The sequence below is a fragment of the Chitinophaga polysaccharea genome (genome assembly GCF_007829335.1).
Classification (GTDB): Bacteria; Bacteroidota; Bacteroidia; order Chitinophagales; family Chitinophagaceae; genus Chitinophaga; species Chitinophaga polysaccharea_B.
In genome coordinates this window covers 69,266-87,209 of record NZ_VIWO01000005.1, presented here as the reverse complement: position 1 = coordinate 87,209, position 17,944 = coordinate 69,266, and the positions used below count along the sequence as shown (strand labels likewise).

Genomic DNA, 17,944 nt, shown 5'->3' with positions numbered 1-17,944 from the left:
GCTCTGTGCAGTACCTTTGGCATTATGGAATTTGCTCCCATCGTATTATTTGTCTACAACCGGCCAGCACTCACACGGAATACCCTGCAGCACCTGCAACAGAATAAAGAAGCGGCGGAGAGTACACTGTATGTTTATTGTGATGGGCCCAAAGCCGGCGCCAGTCCCGAACAGCGGCAGCTGATACAGGAAGTGAGAGATATTGTGCATAGCCAGCCCTGGTGCGGTAAAGTGGTGGTATACGAAGCTGAAAAGAACAAAGGACTGGCCACCGCCGTGATTGATGGGGTTACGGAAGTAATTGCCAAACATGGTAAGATCATTGTACTGGAAGACGACCTCACGGTATCGCCCCACTTCCTGCAATACATGAACGATGCGTTGACCAAATACGAAAAGGACGAAAAACTGTTGGCGGTACACGGGTACCTGTACCCGTTTAACATGCCGGCCAACTATCCCCATAGCACCTTCCTGGTGCATGATCCGGGAAGTTTAGGCTGGGGTACCTGGTCCAGGGCCTGGGATAAATTTGAAAGAGATACCGATAAAGTGATTGCCGGCATCCGGGAAAAAGGATTGAAACGGGCTTTTGACTTTTGGGGCGCTTATCCTTTTTTTCGCATGTTGCACCAGCATAAGCATGGAAAAGTAAGTTCCTGGGCTATTCGCTGGAGAGGCGCTGCTTATCTGCATGATATGCTCACGCTTTACCCGGTAAAATCGCTGGTACGGCACGATGGTAATGTGGCCTCGGCCACGCATCACTATAAAGAAGAAGACTGGTTGTATACGGAGATCTACCAGGATGAAATCCCGGTAACGGATATCCCGGTAGAAAATAACCTCGCGATGGAAAAAGTGTTTGCCCGCTTCCTGAGATATCATGCGGGTATGACCATTTCCGCGAAGATTAAAAACAGACTTAAAAAATACTGGAAAAAAATAACGGGCCATGCTTAAAACAGTTCGGAATATATTCAGGAAATTGAAGCGGGACGTAGTGTCGCCGGTACAGTGGGATAATTTGAGGAGATTGCAACCGATGTCTACCAAATTTGGATTCGATCGGGGCACCCCTGTGGACCGCCACTATATTGCCGCTTTCCTGGAAGCCCACCGCGCTGATATTCACGGTCATGTGCTGGAGATTGCGGAAAGCAGTTATTCCAAACAATTTGGCAGCCAGGTTACCAGTTTTGAAGTATTACATGTGCAGCCCGGCACAAACGTCACCATCGTGGGAGATCTGACCAATACCGCCTCGCTGCCTGCCAACCAGATCGATTGCTTCATTTGTACCCAGACTTTCAACTTTATCTACGATTTTAAAACGGCCATTGCCGGCGCCTGGCACCTGCTAAAGCCCGGTGGGGTATTGCTGGCTACCTTAGGGGGCGCTACCCAGGTATCTGCCTACGACGCCGCCCGCTGGGGTGACTACTGGCGGTTTACCACCCAGTCGGCCGAAAAAGTATTCGGAGAAATTTTTGGAAAAGACAATGTGGAAGTCACCGCTTATGGCAACGTACTTACCTGTACGGCTATTTTGCAGGGCCTGGCAGCAGAAGAACTTACGCGGGAAGAACTGGACTACCAGGACCCCGTATATCCTATTATCATTGCCGTGAGAGCGAGGAAGGCGTAAACACCATAAAAGTTATATCACTGATGGGAAACCTGAGCCAAAAAATATTTGCTGTCGCACACTATGTAGCCAACAAAGTGCAACGCCCGGCTGTCATCCTGTTATACCACCGGGTAACTACCCTGGAGCGGGACCCACAGGAACTGGTGGTAACCCCTGCCAACTTCCGGGCGCAACTGGCACACCTGGCGGCAGATTACAACGTACTGGACGCAGATCAGTTTCTCTATCACGTAAAAAATAAAAAAGCATTCCCGGAGCGCTCGGTATTTGTCACCTTCGACGACGGGTATGCCGACAACTACCACGAAGCCCTGCCCTTACTGCAACAGGAGCAGGTGCCGGCACTGTTTTATATCACTACTTCTAAAATCAATACCAACTTTGAGCTGTGGTGGGACGACCTGGAGCGCATCTTATTGACTGCCGATCAACTACCGCTGACATTAACAGTAGATATTGACGGAAAGAAATGGGAATATAATACCGGCACGCTCACGGCTATACGCGAAACGTACTATGCCCTGCAACAGGTACTACGTTTTTGTAAACCTGCGGTCATAGAAGCCGTTATGCAACAGCTGTACGACTGGTCGGGTAAATCGGCCACCGGCCGCCCTTCGCACCGGTTAATGACCTGGGAAGAAGTGAAAGCTATGGGCAATGCAGATTATGCCACCATCGGTTGCCATACCCACCGGCATCCAGCTGTGGGCATGCTCAGCTACGAAGAACAATACACCGAAATAGGCATGTCTAAAGAGATATTGGAAGGCGTGCTGGGTACACCCCAGGTACACTTTTCCTATCCTTTCGGCGGCCGCAAGTTCCTGGGCACTAAACGCTACTATAATGCAGATAGCATCAAAGCCTGTAAAGCGCTGGGATTACAGCTGGTAACCGCCAACTATTACGGACAGGTACATAGCTGGAGCAATCCATATGCCCTGCCCCGCATATTAGTAAGGGATTGGCCACTGGACGTATTCCAGGCGCATATGCGACAGTTCTTTAAATACTAGCCCGTGAAAGTACTTTTTATCAATAAATATGAAAATAGCGGAGGAGCGGCCATTGCAGCACAACGCATTGCCACCGGCCTGGAGGAATATTACCATACCGATAATCATTTCCTGGTAGGCACCCATCGCACTTCATCTCCAAAGGTAACCGCGACACGTCCGGGAACGGTGCGCAACGTAATAGAGCGGGGTATCAATGTACTCACCAACCGCGTAGGGCTGCAATATTTATACTTCCCGTTTTCCACCCCGGCTATCCTGGGGTATACCGCCGCCTTTAAGCCAGACATTATCAGTTTGCACAATATCCACGGGGGATATTTTGATGCTTCCATACTGCCCCGTTTATCAGCCATAGCGCCGGTAGTGTGGACGCTGCATGATATGTGGGCGCTCACCGGGAGCGCCGCCCACAGCTTCGGCGATACCTCCTGGAAGACAGGCAAGGCGGGGAAAAATGAGCACAAGCATGCGCCTTATATGGGATTACCCAATGGCAACTATCTCATTAAAAGAAAGCAACGGCTGTACGCCGCCAGCAACCTGCACATTGTGTCGCCTTCCAGCTGGCTGTACCACATGACCCGGGAAAGCCCGCTGACCCGGGAAAAGCCTTTATATCATATCCCCAACCCGATCGATACGGCGTATTTCCGGCCGCAGGACAAGGCCGCTTCCCGGCAATTGCTGGGACTCCCTGCCGATGCACCGGTGATCACCTTCGTATCCGAGCGTTTATTTGCCAGCGAGTTTAAAGGAGGAGCGGAACTACTTAAAATCCTGCACTTGCTGGATGCGCAGCTCGACAGCCCGGTATATCTGCTGATGATAGGAAATGACCGTTTGCCCGGCACTTTCAGGCATCTCCAATGTGTGTATACTGGTTATGTGAAGGATACTGTCAAAATGATGCAGTGCTATAGTGCCAGCGATATCTTCTTTTATCCAACCAAGGCCGACAACCTGCCCAATGTACTGATAGAAGCCGGCAGCTGTGAAACGGCCTGTATTACCTTTGATGTAGGTGGTTGCCGGGAAATAGTGATCGATGGCCGCACGGGCTATGTGATACCGCCAGGAGAGCATGAACAGTTTGCCGCCAGAACACTGGCGCTGTTGCGTGATCCGGCTACCTGCCGCCAATTTGGCCAGGCAGCCAGGGTGCATACCGAACAGCATTTCAGTATGCCGGTAGTAGCCGAACAATATTATCATTTGTTTGAATCGGTGATAGCATCACCGCAAATAACTAATACATGAGTGCAGCTTCCCCGGTGTTGAGTATTATCACCGTATGTTTTAACGCGGAAAAATTTATTGAAAGTACCATTCAAAGCGTGCTGTCGCAAACCTATCCGCATATCGAATATATCATTGTTGATGGCGCCTCCCGCGACAATACCATGGACGTGATTGAAAAATACCGTTCCCGTATTGCCACCGTGCTTTCAGAAAAGGACAAGGGACTGTACGATGCCATGAACAAGGGAATACAGCTGGCCACTGGTGATTACCTGTTGTTTCTCAATGCTGATGATGTATTGGCCGACAATACTGTAGTCGCCAACATGTTTGCCGTCTGTGCACATGCCGATGTATACTACGGAGAAGCCATGTTTATGGATGAAAATGGGGTAGACATTGGCTTACGCTCTGAACAAACGCCGCATAAAGTACCGGATCAGCTCACCTGGAAAAGCCTGAAACATGGCATGGTGGTGTCGCACCAGGCCTATATTATCCGTCGCAGTTTAAGCCCCTTGTATGATTTGCAGTATAGGGTATGCGCGGATATCGACTGGATGATCCGTACATTGAAGGCGTCTCAAAAAATATGTAATACTCACCAGGTGGTAGCGCGCTTCCGGGTGGGAGGCACTTCCAAGCAGCATCAGCAGCTGGCCTGGAAGGAACGTTATAAGATATTGAGCCGGTATTATGGGCATATTCCCAACTTTGCACATCACCTGTTTATTGGGTTGCGCTATATTTTTTCAAAGCGGTACTAACATTATCTGCTACCATAAAAAAAGGCCTGAGCGAACCATTTTGCTCAGGCCTTTTTCATATTAGTAAGGTATTTATTTTTTCTTTTCTGGTGCCGGCACGGTTTCTCTTTTCATCTGCTGGTAAAACTCCCATCCAAATATCAATACTACCAGTAAAAGTAGCAGGGTAGAGGTGGTACCGGCAATTTTAAGACCGGTGAAGAATGTTTTAGGTGCAAACTTCATCTCAATTTTATGATCACCGGCTGGGATTTTAAATCCACGCAGGGCGTAGTTGGTGCGGATGATATCTACCGGTTTGCCATCGATAGATGCTTCCCATCCGGCAGGGTAATAGATTTCAGAGAATACGCCGAAGCCTTCCTGGGAGTTGTGCGACGTATATTCGAGCTGGTTAGGTCCGTATTTAGTGAGCTTGATGGCTGCACTGCTGTCGGCTCCCGGTTTAAAGTTGCCTACCTGTGCCTGGAAGCGCTTGTCGATCACCGCAGAATCGCGGGTATTCAGGTAATCTAGCGTTTTCATTTCGGTGTTGGCATCGGGCGCCCAGATGATATCTTTTACAAACCAGGCATTACCATAAGCGTCGGGATTGCGCTGTGCGATGGGTTGCCCTGTTTTCTGATCCGGTACAATAAAGTACTTGGTATTGAGCATGTTCATCACATGCATATTGTTTTTCGCAATCTGGTGCGTGATCAAATCCTGGTAGAGCCACAATTTAGCCGGGCTGTAACCGCCAATATTTTTGTGGAAGTAGGAAGGAGAGGCATCATCGAAAGGCGCCGTGGTTACGTTGAACACGCGATAGTAGGGATCTGGATCCTGTTTAATCTGCTGGTCTGCGGGCGATGGTTGCAGTGCCTGCATAAAGCTCAGGTCATCTACGAAGCTGTCGCTGTTGAGATAGTTCTTGTCTACCTGCAGCAGGTCGATGGTTACGGCAGCGGTAATAACGATGGCCGAAACTTTCCAGGTCATCTTATCTTTCAGGTAAGCCCAGATGGCGGCGGCAGCGATCAGGATGAAGATGGCAGAGCGCAGGGTATCTTGTAAGAGCAGGCTGCTGCGGTCTTTTTCCAGGGCGCGGATCAGGAGTTTTCCATTTTCTTCGCCCCCCATCATCTGTGCAAAATATTGCAGCATGCTGGCATCGCTGGCACTGCTGAAACCGGTGAAGAAGTTGGTGATCAATACAAAGCCCAGCAGGAATCCACCAGTGATCAGCAAAGCCTGTTTCAGTTTTTGCAGCAGCACTGTTTTGGTATATTTCCCGGCAGCTACTTCCTGCAATCCCCAGCAGCCCAGTACTACAAATGTGAGCGAAGGCAGTACCAGCGCTTGTGCGGGAGCACGGAATTTATTGTACAGGGGAAGATGATAAAACAGGAAGTCGTTGATAAAGGCCAGGTTTTTACCCCAGGCCAGTATAAAGCCGATAGCGGTAACAGCAATGAGCCACCACTTATGCCAGCTGTCTACTAACAGTAACGATAATACGAACAGGAAGCAGATAATGGCGCCCACATATACCGGTCCGGAAGTACCTTTACTTTGGGCGCCGTAGTACATCGGTAATTTTTGTTGAGACAGGAACTGGTCTACCTGTGCAGCCGGTACGCCAAGGCTCACCATTTGCTCGCCGAAGTGGGAGCTGGGACTGAGTTTTTGGGCAGAGGAGTTACCTACATAACCAGGGATGAGGAAAGTGCCTGTTTCGGCTTTACCATAGCTCCAGTCGTAAGCGTAGTCGATATCCAGGCCGGTAGACTTTTTCTGTGCGGCATCGTCCTTATCGAGCGTCAGCTCTGATTTGCTGCCACGCATGGTATAGTCGGTATATTCCCGCAGGATCATCAGGCTATCCATAGAGGTAAGGATGGCCAGTGCGCCGGCGATGGCCAGTAGTCCGGATGCTTTGAAAAACTGTGGCAGCTGCTGGGTTTTAAAGGCGTGTACAAACGCGCCCACCGCCAGGCAGGCTACCATGATCAAGGTATAATAGATAATCTGGAGGTGGTTATTATAGATCAGCATACCGGTAGCCAGGGCGGTTAATGCGGCTCCTGTGAGCAGGCGGCCCCGGTAGGTAAGGATGATACCCGCCAGTACGGCAGGCATCAGGGCGATGTCGAACATTTTGGTGATATGGCCTACATCAATGATAATCACGTTGTACGAGCAAAACGCAAAAGCAATGGCGCCCATGACGCGGATCCAGTACTTGAGGTCCAGCACACAGAGCAGCAGGTACATGCTCAGCATGGCGAGGAACAGCATGTTAATAGGGAAGGGCGTCTTCAGGGTGATAATCCAGTTCATGTACCCCATTTTGTTGGTACCCGGACCAGTATAGATCACATAGGAAGGCATGCCAGAGAACATGCTGTTCGTCCACAACGGACGGTCACCGGTTGCTTCATAGTAGTCCTTTGCCTCTTTCGCCATTCCCTCTACATTCTTCATGTCGGCCTGGTTTACTACTTTACCCTCCAGGGCAGGAGCGCAATATGCCATGGCCAGCAACAGGAAGATCCCTATTGCCGCGAGATGCGGAAGAACGGCTTTTAGCCAGTTTTGCTTCATCGGATATTTTGGATTTAGTTTTAAAGAAACAAAAATAACTGTAATTTATCCGAAATTTCAATATGCACTGGATACGGTTTCTTTTAAAATTTGCTTTTATATGCAATCTGTGCTTTCTGATCAGTGAAATCCTCCGTATCACTACGTATAGCCATTCGCTGGATACTTTGGTGAATCATGTGCTGGTATTGGGTGTAGGCATTGCCTTTCCGCTGAATGGGATCTTATGTATACTCACCGCGGTGTTGTTATTGTTAAAAAAAATACAATGGAAGACATTGCCTCCGTGGGTATATTTGTGCAACATTGCCATCTTTATATTTCAACTCATAGTTAATTATTAAATGATCCGGAACCTATTAAACGACAAGCCCACCAAGCTTTTTGTCATATTTACCAGCTTTTTCGTGGCCAATGCGCTTATTGCAGAATGTATTGGCGGTAAATTATTTTCCCTGGAGAAGTTATTGGGATTGCCTGTACATACCTTTACGCTCTTTGGCGAGAGCGGCCTGTCTTATACGCTTACGGCAGGGGTATTGTTATGGCCGCTGGAATTTGTAATGACAGATATTGTGAACGAATATTTCGGACCCAAAGCGGTGCGCAGGATCTCCTATATCGCCGTGGGGCTCATTTCCTATGCCTTTATCATGTTTTTCGTGGCCATGAGCGTGCCGGCCGATGGCTGGTGGCTGGGCAGCAAAGCCGCCGATGGAGTACCTAATATGCAGTCGGCCTTTGTGGGTATCTTCGGACAGGGCATGTGGATTATACTGGGTAGCTTAACGGCCTTCCTGGTGAGCCAGATCGTGGACGTAACAGTGTTTCATCGCATTAAGAAACGGACGGGTGATAAGCACGTGTGGCTAAGGGCTACCGGCTCTACGATTGTGTCGCAGTTGGTAGATAGCTTTATTGTATTGTATATCGCCTTTAAGCTCGGTAATAACTGGAGCTGGCAGCGGGTGCTGGCTATTTGTATGGTTAACTACAGCTATAAATTTGTGATAGCCATTGTGCTCACGCCGCTGATCTATTTACTGGAACACCGGATAGAACGTTTCCTGGGACATGATGTTGCCAAACAAATGAAGGCAGCAGCCATGGGCAAGGAACATCCTTTTGTTGATCCGGTGGTGAGTGAATAGAGCTGAAAGCTGCTTTCTAATACTTCCCCTTCACCAGGTCCGCTACCACCTTATCTATGGGGAGGGTAACCGCTGCCGAAGAAAACTCGTCCCAGTCGATCCAGCGGGCGCGTTCTACCTCTGATACGCCTTCCGGCACGGTGAAGTCGAAAGGTTTGTTGCTTACACTGGCAATAAAGGGGGAGGTAGGAGTCACCAGGTAATAAATAGAGATGATCTGGGTTTCGTTATCGAAGGCAGAAATCTGGAAGAAGTCCGTGGTATAAATATGTTCCACCACTTTCACGTCCTGGTTCAGCTCTTCCTGCCATTCCCGGACAATGCACTCCAGGGTGCCTTCTCCGAATTCGAGTCCTCCGCCGGGGAATTTGGTATAATAACCGCCACGGATATATTCATCACTCACCAGTACCTGACGTTGATCATTGATCATGATGCCATATACTCTTACGTTAAATCCTGTTTGCATGTTGTTGTATAAATTAGGCTAAAACCATTTCTTCTTCATAAAATACCAGCTGATCACTACCGAAATAGCGATGGACAGAATGACCGGGATATAGAAGGCATGCATAGTATGCTGATAGGGAATATCTACGTTCATCCCGTATATACTGGCTACCAGCATAGGGAAGGTGAGAATGATGGTGATGGAGGTCAGCCGTTTCATCACCACGTTGAGGTTGTTGGAGATGATGCTGGCAAAGGCATCCATCGTACTGCTGAGGATATTGGTGTATACATTGGCCATTTCCAACGCCTGGGAAGTGTCTACGATGAGGTCTTGCAGGAATTCCTTCTCGTCTTCGTTGAGCCCCAGGAAATTGGTGCGCTCCAGCTTCATCAGCAGCAACTCATTACTGCGCAGGGCCGTTACGAAGTACACCAGGCTTTTCTGGATACGCATAATACCCAGCAATTCCTCGTTCCGGTTAGAGTCGTAGAGTTTGGCCTCCAGCATATTCCTCCGCTGGTTGATTTCCTTGAGGTAGTCGAGGAAATTGATAACCACCTTTTCGAATATTTTCAGCACCATCATATTCCTTTTCTCCGGGGAGCGGTTATGGAAGGTATTCAGGAATTTTTTGATGGCGGTATTGTCGAAAGAATTCACGGTAATGATCTGGTGGTGCGTCAATATGATCACGATAGGAATGGTGATATAAAAGGCGTCACTTTCATTGATCGAGTTGTTTTCGGTAGGCGTTTTCAGTACAATGAGCTTTACATTGTCTTCCAGTTCGAACCTCGATTTTTCATCGATATCCAGGGAGTCTGTGAGGAAGTCGAGCGGAATGTCCAGTTCCTCGGACAGTTGTTCAAATTCAGCCTGTTTGAGGGGAGGGGTTATATTTACCCAGGCCCCGTTTTCGGGCTGTTTAATTTCAACGGTTTTGGAGTCTATATTTGTGAAATACTGGATCATCGGGCGCAAAGGTAGTTAAAATGTTGAATCCTGTTAGCAATTGGCGTAATATTGCACATCAGGAAAAAGATAAATATATTTATATAAATGGGAGTAATCAAGCAACAGAGTATCAGGTCCACCTTGTTGATTTATATTGGGTTTGCCATTGGTGGTATTAATATTGTTTTCCTGTTTCCCCATTTCTTTTCCAATGAAGAGTTTGCATTGACGCGGCTTTTGCCTGAAATTGCCATGATGCTGGTACCCATTTGTACCTTGAGTACCGTGCCTACCATCAGCCGGTTTTTCCCTTATTATTCCAGCCGCCTGAAGGATAAAGATAATGATATGTTAACCTGGGCCATGTTGGCCACCCTGGTGGGGTGCGGCATATTTTCCCTGGGTACACTATTCTTCCGGCAGCAGATCATTAACGCTTTTATTGAGAAGTCGCCGCTGTTTGTCGACTATTTCTATCTCGTTTATCCCAACGTTTTCCTATTTGCATTTTTTGCGGTGTTGGAAAGCTATAGCGGGGCAAGGCACCTGACGGTATTTCCTAATTTCCTGAAAGAGCTGGTACTGCGGCTCCTGACTACTTTGCTGATCTTCCTGTATTATTTCAAGTTGATGGATATTACCACTTTCCTGTGGTTGTTTTCACTGCTGTATGGGGTATTGCTGGTGGCGCTGCTGGTGTATCTTTACCGGCATCATTTCCTGCATTTTACGTTCCGGGTAAGTACCGTAAGCCGCCGTTTGCTGCCCAAAATGTCCATCTACGCATTTTCCCTGCTGGGAGCTATCCTGTTCAACCTGCTGGCCAACAATGTAGCGCCACTGATCCTGGGAAGCACGAAGGGGCTGGACGATGTGGCCTATCAAACGATTGCTACCTACATGTCGATGCTGATACTGATCCCGCAGCGCAGCATTTCCGCTATCGGACTGCCGGTGCTGGCGCAGGCCTGGAAAGAAAAGAATATGAGTAAGATAGAAGAAGTGTATGTGAAATCTTCCCTGTTGCAATTAATTTACGCCTTGTTCATTTTCCTGGCCATCTGGCTGAATATCGACAGCTTTTTCAAACTGTTACCTCCCGAATTTGCGAAAGCAAAATATGTAGTGCTTTGCTATGGCATTTCCCGGGTAATAGATATGGGCACAGGGCTGAATAGTCAGTTACTGGCTACCTCCAGGCTATGGCGATATGATTTATATAGCTCCGCCGTGTTGCTGGCGTTATCACTGCCGCTCAACTTTTACCTGATTAACCACTACGGATTGATAGGTTCCGGGTTTGCTACGCTGATTTCAATGGCGGTATTTAACCTGATCCGTTATGTTTTTATCTGGGCAAAATTTGGATTACAACCTTTTACGGTCAACAGTGTAAAAGCGATCGGCGTATCACTGGTGGCCTATTTCGGCGTTACCTGGATACCGTTTATTATCCATCCCATTATCGATATAGCCGTTAAAGGCGCTTTGTTTGCCGCCATATTTATAGGACTGACATTGGTACTTCGTGTATCCGACGACGTGAACAGTACGGTGAACGAAACCATTCATAAGTTGAGAAGGAAGCAATAAAGCTGAAAGCTATCCCAGTACTTCTGCCAGCACCGCAAACTTCTTTGGTTTGTTGAAGAGTGCTTCTGTAATGCGGATATTTTCCTGTACATCATTTTTATCGAGCAGGGTACTGAAGTCTTTAAAATCCAGGTGGTCAATGGCTTTGGCATCAAAAACGGCTGCGTGATGTTGTTGCAGCAATTGATACAGGGTGCTGTTACTGTGAATGAACACCTTTTTACCCCGGTGCAGCAGGGCAATCACATTGCCGGCGGCCTGGGTGCGGAAATGATACATGACCGCAATATCTACCTGGGCCAGCATTTTGAAGTATTGTTCCCGGTTCAGGAAAGTACGCAAAGCCATTACTTTCTCGTGTCCAAAGAGCCGGATAGCTTCTTTTTCAATCACATCGCCATATTGCTGATAGCCATAGCTGAGCGGGATCACCAGTTTAATGGGCTCGTCTTTGTACCTGGCCAATGCGTGTAGTGCTTCGAGGTGGTTGTTGGTGGAGGTATCTGAGTTGCCCAGCAGGATGGTGGTTACCTTTTCTTCTTTAGGAGCGTTCATGATGGCCAGCTCATCTTCGCCCGGATGCGGATTTACATCGTAAAAGAAGTACTTGTAGGTTGCATGGGTGGTATAATGCCGCTGTACCCATTCAAAATCGATGGGATTCCAGTGCAGGAAGAGGTTGAGCCGTTTAAAGAACAGGTCGCGGGTACGGGCTACTTTCCGGTCGGGTGCTTTGTAGTTGAAGAAGCGCTGGGCAAAGGAAGTGAGCGCCCTTTTAGGCCGCATGGGATTCAGCTTCAGCTTGGGGCGTTCTTCATACTGCTCAAAGTACCGGAGACTCATAGGGCCGTATACGCTGTGTTTAAAGCGGAAAGCTGGTATTTCCACGATATCGCCACCCCAGAAAAACATACCGATAGTAATGTTTGTGGGGAGAGATAAGGCCGCCTGTATGGCTTCTTCGGAGGCCCAGTGAATAAAAAGGCGGTCCTGCGCAGAAATTTTCTTCAGCAGCGCTTTAAAGGCCGGTGTATAAAAAGGCAGGTAAGTTACCTGGTCGGATTTGATAAAGGTGGCTTTGGCTTTGGTGGTATTGATGATATAGGTATTGTTGCCGGGGGCCACTGCTTCTGCATCCCTGATAAAATCATTGATGAATTTGTCATCGGCCATTATATGGTAATTCATGCTGCCTGGTTTATAGTCTTTGGATAGGTGCCTGGTGTAAACAGCGTCCGGGTAGTGGGAGAGTAGCCGTTTCTGCCCCACGCTACCAGGTGGGGTAGAAACGGATGGTTAGTTTTTATTTTACGGTGATATCGCCTTCAAACACCAGTGTAGCGGGGCCACAGAGCCAGATGTTATCGAAAGTGCGTTCGCCGGTTTTGGTGAAGCGTACTTCCAGTTGACCGCCCAATGTTTGTACGGGCACCACGTATTCTTTTTCTTCCTTACCTGCAAAAGTGAGAGCGGCAGCAGTTACACCGGTGCCACAGGAATAGGTTTCATCTTCCACACCTCTTTCATAGGTGCGTACAAAAATGCCGGATTCGAATGGCTGTACGAAGTTGACGTTGGTGCCTACGGCCGCAAAGCGGTCGTTGTAGCGGATTGCGCGTCCTTCATTGAATACATCTACCGCCTGTACATCTTCCACAAATTTTACAAAGTGTGGGGAGCCGGTGTTGAGATAGTAGTAAAGTGGACCATGTTCTACATCATCCACGTTTTGCATTTTCAGGTTTACCCAGCTATCGCCGTCCATGGTGGCTTCATGTTCGCCGTCTACCGCAATGAAATAGAGGTTACCGTCGCCAACGCCCATTTTGTGCGCGAAGGCCACGAGGCAGCGGCCTCCGTTGCCGCACATGCTGCTTTCGCGACCGTCGGCATTGTAGTATTTCATGGCAAAATCGTAGTCTTCACTTTTGTTGAGCAGCATTAATCCATCTGCGCCGATGCCGAAGCGGCGGTCGCAGAGTTCATTCACCTGTTCGTCTGTAAGCCAGTCGTACTGTCCGTTCCGGTTGTCCATGATCACGAAATCATTGCCGGTTCCCTGGTATTTATAGAAGTGGATATTGTTCATGGAACAAAGATAAAAAAATAAGCGATGTGTGTGCCCTCTTAGAGGGTGGCGATAATACCCAATCCTTTTTCGATCAGTGCGGCTACAGCGGCGCCTCCGTCTTTGCTGAACTCTTTGCGGATACGGTTGGCTACAATGGCGCTGATAGACAGGCATTGGTGGCCCAGTACGCGTCCCATGCCGTAAATACCGGAGGTTTCCATTTCAAAGTTGGTGATGCGGTGCGATTCGTACGAGAACCCGGTGAGGTTGTCGATCAGGTTTGGATTAGCGAGCGTGCCTCTCAAAGCGCGTCCTTGTGGTGCGTAAAAGCCGGGGCAGGTAACGGTGATGCCTGTATGAAAACCATCTCTGAAATGAGGGTGCAGTGCTGCGGAGGCTTCAAAGAGGCAGGGACTGGCGCCGCCTGGCTGCAGGAATACCTGTCCGCGGAAGGCTTCCAGCAGTTGTTTTTCTGCCGTAGTATTTTCAAAGGCGTAATAAGGCATGAGATTATCCAGGCCTAACCCGTGAGAAGAAACCACGAAGCTGTCTACCGGGATGCTTTCCTGCAGTGCGCCGGAAGTGCCCAGGCGTATGATCTTCAGGGAAGTAAGGTCTGGTTTTACCAGCCGGGTATTGAAATCAATATTCACTAAAGCATCCAGTTCATTGAGTACAATGTCGATATTATCAGTACCGATGCCGGTAGATACTACAGAGATACGTTTATGACCGATGTACCCGGTATGGGTAACGAATTCGCGGTGTTGGAATTTACCTTCTATTTTATCGAAGTGTTTGCTGACAGATCCTACCCGATCCGGGTCGCCTACAGTGATGATGGTATCAGCCAGTTCATCCGGTCTTACATCGAGGTGATATATGGCTCCGCGGTTGTTGATGATCAGCTCTGATTCGGCGATACGTTGATTATCCATGGTACTAATTTTTTATTTTTTCATAAGTCATGTTTCCAGGTTTTCCGCCTCAATATTCCACCGTTCTCCCTTATTATCAAAATATTTTTTAGATATTTTTTAAATAATATTTGGCAGTTATCAGAAATTCACTACTTTTGCAATCCCACAAAACGAATGAGATGTACGCCAGTGGGGGAGTTACGGCGAACATTTTGATAAGATGGTTCGGTGGCCGAGTGGCTAGGCAGAGGTCTGCAAAACCTCGTACAGCGGTTCGAATCCGCTTCGAACCTCGAATCTGAAAGAGCTGCAGCGATGCAGCTCTTTTTTTTGCGCAAAAAGCTCATGTAAAGGAGCTAAATAGCAAAGGCATTTTGTTAAAACATACCCTCTTCACGAGGGTATAAAATTCTTTGCTGCTTTACTCCTTCTTCTCTTTGCGAGCCCTGCTCGCTCTTCCAAGCCCTTACTGCCAGCCAGTTTCAGTATTAATAAAGATTTATTTTAAGAGTGATGTAAATGTCGATGTAAAAGGTTATATTGCATCCCCCGCATTGAGGGACGATGATTACAGAAGGCATGATATTTATCCATGATTAATAAATTACATTACACCGCGTAATTGATCATAAGATGATATAGGGAATACTGCTACTAAAAAGTAAGTTTCCCATGAATAATACAAGCAAGAAGCCTTCTGCATGCAGAAGGCTTCTTGCGTTTTATGTACCATTTAAAAGAAGGGGTTATGACAGAGATTATTAAAGTAACCGCCGAAGATACCCAGCACCTGGCCCAGGTGAAGCTACTTTTCCGCGAATATGCCAATTGGTTAAATGTTGACCTTAGTTTTCAGCGATTTGAAGAAGAACTGGCCAATTTGCCAGGAGTGTATGTAGCGCCCCAGGGGGCATTGTTTCTTGCGTTGGTAGATGGACAACTGGCGGGTTGTGTGGCAGTGCGGCCGTTTGATAACAGCATTGCAGAAATGAAACGTCTTTTTGTAAAAGATGCCTATAAAGGACATGGCGTAGGTAAACTGCTGGCCAGTGCAGCCATCGAGGAGAGCCGGAAGCTGGGTTACAAGCGTATTTTGCTGGATACCCTGGCACATATGCGCCCGGCCATTGATTTATATACTTCTCTCGGATTTGAGCCGATAGCGGCTTATTACGATAATCCTATCAGTGATGCGGTATATTTATCGCTGAATATAGAGCCTGTAACGCATTGAGCCGTATGAAACCAGCTTTTGGCAGGCGGTATCAACGTTTCTGCCAAAAGCTGGTTATTTTATGTTTATAATGATCTGATCCAGATATTACGGTAGCTTACCGGGTTACCATGATCTTGCAAGGCAAGGGACTTAGGGCCATGCTTTACATAAGAAGGCTTGCCGATATACTGCGTTGGGCCATCCAATTCCACATTATTCTGTACCAATACGCCGTTTTGCAATACGGTAGCCCTGGCGCGCGATTTCACCGATCCATCTTCATTGAACCGGGGTGCGGTCCAGATCACATCGTACGTTTGCCATTCGCCCGGCTTTTTACAGGCATTTACCAGCGGAATTCTTTGTTTGTAGAAGCTGCCCGCTTGTCCATTGGAATAAGTGCGGTTGTTGTAGTTATCCAATACCTGCAGTTCATAATATTCCTGCATAAAAATACCGCTGTTGCCGCGGCCCTGGCTTTCTCCCTTTACTTCTGCCGGGGTACGCCATTCGATATGCAGTTGAAAATCTTCAAACTGTTGTTTGGTTTTAATCACGCCGGTACCTTTTACTACCGTCATGATATCATTTTTCACTTCCCATTGGGCCGGACCACCTTTTTCGGCTTCCCAGTTATCGAGATTTTTGCCATTAAACAGGATAATGGCGTCGGAAGGCGGTGTCAGGGTTTCATTACCAGGAGTAATTACCTTTGGAACAGGTTCCCATACTTCTGTTTCTTCGGGTTTCATCTGCCCGTTGTTTTGTGCCAGGGCGGTTGCCGACAGCAGGGTGCAGGCGGCGAATAATAAGGTGCGCATATGATGCTTTTATTTTTTCAGAGAGATGAACAGGTAAGGTTATTTTCGTTTATGCTTTTATGTTAGGTAGTTTGTACCCGTTGTGGTAAGCAGCTGCCAGCAGTTTGTTGGCATCGCGGTCAGTAAATTTACCATCGGCGGCATCCCAGTATACTTTCTTGCCGGTGCGATAGGCGATATTACCCATTTGCGCCGTGGTGGCTACCAGCGCGCCTACCTGTACCGGGGCATGCAGGTCCGTAAAGTTGCGTGATTTTATCACTTCTATGAAATTGGTGGTGTGCATGTCGAGGCCATTGTCTACAGATTTTTGCCTGGGCACGGCCTCCATTTTTCCTTTCTCCGGAATCACTTCCCAACCACCCCGGTCTAATACCAGCGTGCCGTTGTTACCGATGAAGGCGATACCATGATCACGTCCGTAAGGGCCGCCATCAATGCCGATAGCCTGCTCCCACTGAATGTTGTAACCGTCGAACTCATATACGGTAGTAAGCGTATCTGGTGTTTCTGCGGCGTCATCGGGATACGCGAATTTACCACCGGCGGCCATCACAGATTTAGGTGCGGCCGATTGCATGCCCAGCAGGGCATAATCCAGGAGGTGTACGCCCCAGTCGGTCATCAGGCCACCTGCATAATCCCAGTACCAGCGGAAGTTAAAGTGGAAGCGGTTTTCATTGAAAGGGCGGGTAGTAGCAGGGCCCAGCCAGGCTTTGTAATCTACACCTGGAGGCGGCGTGCCGTCGGGCTTAACAGGGATAGATTTCATCCAGCCCATATAGGCCCAGGCTTTCACCAGGCGTATTTGACCCAGCTTGCCGGAATGTACAAACTCAATGGCATCTTTGAAGTGCTGTTGACTGCGTTGCCATTGCCCTACCTGTACGGCACGGTTATATTTTTGCTGGGCAGCCACCATAGAGCGGCATTCAATGATGGAGTTGCCCATTGGCTTTTCTACATATACATCTTTGCCAGCGGCGCAGGCGTCGGTCATTTGCAGGCAATGCCAGTGGTCTGGGGTACCAATGACTACGGCGTCAATGCTTTTGTCTTCCAGCAGCTTACGATAGTCGGAATACGCTTTTACTTTAATGCCTTTTTGCGCCAGCTCTGCTACGCGTTTGTCCAGCACGTTTTGATCTACATCGCAAAGGGCCACACATTGCGCCGCGGGATTTTTCAGCATAGAGGTAAGGTCGGCCCAGCCCATGCCATTAATGCCTATAGCGGCCACGTTGAGCCGGTCGCTCGGCGCTACCGCCGCTTTCAGGGTAGATGGAAGGGCGGATACCAGCCCGGCGCCCGCTATCAACGTGGAGGCGGACTTAATAAAGTGTCTACGGGAATTGTTCATGTAATAAAACGTTTTGTGGAATTGTTAAAATGACAATTAATAATACAAAATAGGAAAAAATGCGAGGATATTCACTTTTCACGATGATTTTGTGAAGGACGGTGGTAGGGGGTATCATTACAAAAAACGAGAGAAGTCC

At 48.2% G+C, this 17,944-nt stretch carries 16 protein-coding genes and 1 tRNA gene; 9 read left to right on the top strand and 8 right to left on the bottom strand.

From position 1 onward, the window contains the following. Positions 1–24 precede the first annotated feature (24 nt). From FHW36_RS17355 to FHW36_RS17335, 5 genes are read left to right on the top strand one after another with little or no spacing between them, the layout of a single operon-like run. Complete coding sequence (locus FHW36_RS17355; protein WP_145670841.1) at positions 25–963, top strand: glycosyltransferase; 939 nt, start codon at positions 25–27, stop codon at positions 961–963. Continuing rightward, on the top strand, positions 956–1,648 hold the full coding sequence (locus tag FHW36_RS17350) for a methyltransferase domain-containing protein (protein ID WP_145670840.1): 693 nt from the start codon (positions 956–958) through the stop codon (positions 1,646–1,648). The genes FHW36_RS17355 and FHW36_RS17350 overlap by 8 nt, the downstream gene beginning before the upstream one ends. A 23-nt stretch (positions 1,649–1,671) precedes the next feature. Then, on the top strand, positions 1,672–2,670 hold the full coding sequence (locus tag FHW36_RS17345) for a polysaccharide deacetylase family protein (protein ID WP_145670839.1): 999 nt from the start codon (positions 1,672–1,674) through the stop codon (positions 2,668–2,670). A gap of 3 nt (positions 2,671–2,673) precedes the next feature. Continuing rightward, positions 2,674–3,930, top strand: a complete 1,257-nt coding sequence (locus FHW36_RS17340; protein ID WP_145670838.1) for a glycosyltransferase — start codon at positions 2,674–2,676, stop codon at positions 3,928–3,930. Beyond that, a complete protein-coding gene (locus FHW36_RS17335; RefSeq protein ID WP_145670837.1) occupies positions 3,927–4,679 on the top strand; it encodes a glycosyltransferase family 2 protein in 753 nt (250 codons plus the stop codon). Before FHW36_RS17340 ends, FHW36_RS17335 begins: the two co-directional genes overlap by 4 nt. Positions 4,680–4,751: 72 nt before the next feature. Here the strand turns inward: FHW36_RS17335 and FHW36_RS31075 are convergent, their stop codons facing one another. Beyond that, complete coding sequence (locus FHW36_RS31075) at positions 4,752–5,204, bottom strand: YfhO family protein (RefSeq protein ID WP_394349231.1); 453 nt, start codon at positions 5,202–5,204, stop codon at positions 4,752–4,754. A 2,405-nt stretch (positions 5,205–7,609) separates the two neighbouring features. Between FHW36_RS31075 and FHW36_RS17325 the strand changes: the two genes are divergently transcribed. Continuing rightward, positions 7,610–8,416, top strand: a complete 807-nt coding sequence (locus FHW36_RS17325; protein ID WP_145670835.1) for a queuosine precursor transporter — start codon at positions 7,610–7,612, stop codon at positions 8,414–8,416. 16 nt (positions 8,417–8,432) lie between these two features. Here FHW36_RS17325 and FHW36_RS17320 read toward each other — a convergent pair whose 3' ends face one another. Both FHW36_RS17320 and FHW36_RS17315 read right to left on the bottom strand, forming a co-directional pair. Continuing rightward, positions 8,433–8,885 carry an NUDIX domain-containing protein gene (locus tag FHW36_RS17320; protein ID WP_145670834.1) on the bottom strand — a complete coding sequence of 151 codons (453 nt, stop codon included), beginning with the start codon at positions 8,883–8,885 and terminating at the stop codon, positions 8,433–8,435. Positions 8,886–8,903: 18 nt separating this feature from the next. After that, positions 8,904–9,842 (bottom strand): magnesium transporter CorA family protein, encoded by a 939-nt coding sequence (locus tag FHW36_RS17315; protein WP_145670833.1) that lies wholly within the window; start codon positions 9,840–9,842, stop codon positions 8,904–8,906. An 87-nt stretch (positions 9,843–9,929) separates the two neighbouring features. Here FHW36_RS17315 and FHW36_RS17310 point away from each other — a divergent pair, with 87 nt between their 5' ends. Next, positions 9,930–11,417: a polysaccharide biosynthesis C-terminal domain-containing protein gene (locus FHW36_RS17310; protein WP_145670832.1), complete on the top strand. Its 1,488-nt coding sequence runs from the start codon at positions 9,930–9,932 to the stop codon at positions 11,415–11,417. A gap of 9 nt (positions 11,418–11,426) precedes the next feature. Here the strand turns inward: FHW36_RS17310 and FHW36_RS17305 are convergent, their stop codons facing one another. From FHW36_RS17305 to FHW36_RS17295, 3 genes are all read right to left on the bottom strand, one after another. Continuing rightward, positions 11,427–12,605 carry a TDP-N-acetylfucosamine:lipid II N-acetylfucosaminyltransferase gene (locus tag FHW36_RS17305; RefSeq protein ID WP_145670831.1) on the bottom strand — a complete coding sequence of 393 codons (1,179 nt, stop codon included), beginning with the start codon at positions 12,603–12,605 and terminating at the stop codon, positions 11,427–11,429. Between the two features lie 115 nt (positions 12,606–12,720). Beyond that, positions 12,721–13,506 carry a diaminopimelate epimerase gene (gene dapF / locus FHW36_RS17300; protein ID WP_145670830.1) on the bottom strand — a complete coding sequence of 262 codons (786 nt, stop codon included), beginning with the start codon at positions 13,504–13,506 and terminating at the stop codon, positions 12,721–12,723. 38 nt (positions 13,507–13,544) lie between these two features. Next, complete coding sequence (locus FHW36_RS17295; RefSeq protein WP_145670829.1) at positions 13,545–14,426, bottom strand: nucleoside phosphorylase; 882 nt, start codon at positions 14,424–14,426, stop codon at positions 13,545–13,547. A 204-nt stretch (positions 14,427–14,630) separates the two neighbouring features. Between FHW36_RS17295 and FHW36_RS17290 the strand changes: the two genes are divergently transcribed. Both FHW36_RS17290 and FHW36_RS17285 read left to right on the top strand, forming a co-directional pair. Next, positions 14,631–14,701, top strand: a tRNA-Cys gene (locus FHW36_RS17290). 455 nt (positions 14,702–15,156) lie between these two features. Then, a complete protein-coding gene (locus tag FHW36_RS17285; protein ID WP_145670828.1) occupies positions 15,157–15,642 on the top strand; it encodes a GNAT family N-acetyltransferase in 486 nt (161 codons plus the stop codon). Between the two features lie 65 nt (positions 15,643–15,707). Here the strand turns inward: FHW36_RS17285 and FHW36_RS17280 are convergent, their stop codons facing one another. Together FHW36_RS17280 and FHW36_RS17275 are read right to left on the bottom strand one after the other, a co-directional pair. Beyond that, positions 15,708–16,445 (bottom strand): 3-keto-disaccharide hydrolase, encoded by a 738-nt coding sequence (locus FHW36_RS17280; protein ID WP_145670827.1) that lies wholly within the window; start codon positions 16,443–16,445, stop codon positions 15,708–15,710. A gap of 49 nt (positions 16,446–16,494) precedes the next feature. Beyond that, positions 16,495–17,805, bottom strand: coding sequence for a Gfo/Idh/MocA family protein (locus FHW36_RS17275; protein WP_145670826.1), 1,311 nt, complete (start codon positions 17,803–17,805; stop codon positions 16,495–16,497). Positions 17,806–17,944: the final 139 nt, after the last annotated feature.

Excerpts from the sequence above, each read along its gene's own strand:
- FHW36_RS17285 (WP_145670828.1), top strand. The coding sequence starts at position 15,157 with ATGACAGAGATTATTAAAGTAACCGCCGAAGATACCCAGCACCTGGCC.
- FHW36_RS31075 (WP_394349231.1), bottom strand. The coding sequence starts at position 5,204 with ATGAAAACGCTAGATTACCTGAATACCCGCGATTCTGCGGTGATCGAC.
- FHW36_RS17320 (WP_145670834.1), bottom strand. The coding sequence starts at position 8,885 with ATGCAAACAGGATTTAACGTAAGAGTATATGGCATCATGATCAATGAT.
- FHW36_RS17345 (WP_145670839.1), top strand. The coding sequence starts at position 1,672 with ATGGGAAACCTGAGCCAAAAAATATTTGCTGTCGCACACTATGTAGCC.
- FHW36_RS17280 (WP_145670827.1), bottom strand. The coding sequence starts at position 16,445 with ATGCGCACCTTATTATTCGCCGCCTGCACCCTGCTGTCGGCAACCGCC.
- FHW36_RS17355 (WP_145670841.1), top strand. The coding sequence starts at position 25 with ATGGAATTTGCTCCCATCGTATTATTTGTCTACAACCGGCCAGCACTC.
- FHW36_RS17310 (WP_145670832.1), top strand. The coding sequence starts at position 9,930 with ATGGGAGTAATCAAGCAACAGAGTATCAGGTCCACCTTGTTGATTTAT.
- FHW36_RS17315 (WP_145670833.1), bottom strand. The coding sequence starts at position 9,842 with ATGATCCAGTATTTCACAAATATAGACTCCAAAACCGTTGAAATTAAA.
- FHW36_RS17295 (WP_145670829.1), bottom strand. The coding sequence starts at position 14,426 with ATGGATAATCAACGTATCGCCGAATCAGAGCTGATCATCAACAACCGC.
- dapF (WP_145670830.1), bottom strand. The coding sequence starts at position 13,506 with ATGAACAATATCCACTTCTATAAATACCAGGGAACCGGCAATGATTTC.
- FHW36_RS17305 (WP_145670831.1), bottom strand. The coding sequence starts at position 12,605 with ATGAATTACCATATAATGGCCGATGACAAATTCATCAATGATTTTATC.
- FHW36_RS17335 (WP_145670837.1), top strand. The coding sequence starts at position 3,927 with ATGAGTGCAGCTTCCCCGGTGTTGAGTATTATCACCGTATGTTTTAAC.
- FHW36_RS17350 (WP_145670840.1), top strand. The coding sequence starts at position 956 with ATGCTTAAAACAGTTCGGAATATATTCAGGAAATTGAAGCGGGACGTA.
- FHW36_RS17275 (WP_145670826.1), bottom strand. The coding sequence starts at position 17,805 with ATGAACAATTCCCGTAGACACTTTATTAAGTCCGCCTCCACGTTGATA.
- FHW36_RS17325 (WP_145670835.1), top strand. The coding sequence starts at position 7,610 with ATGATCCGGAACCTATTAAACGACAAGCCCACCAAGCTTTTTGTCATA.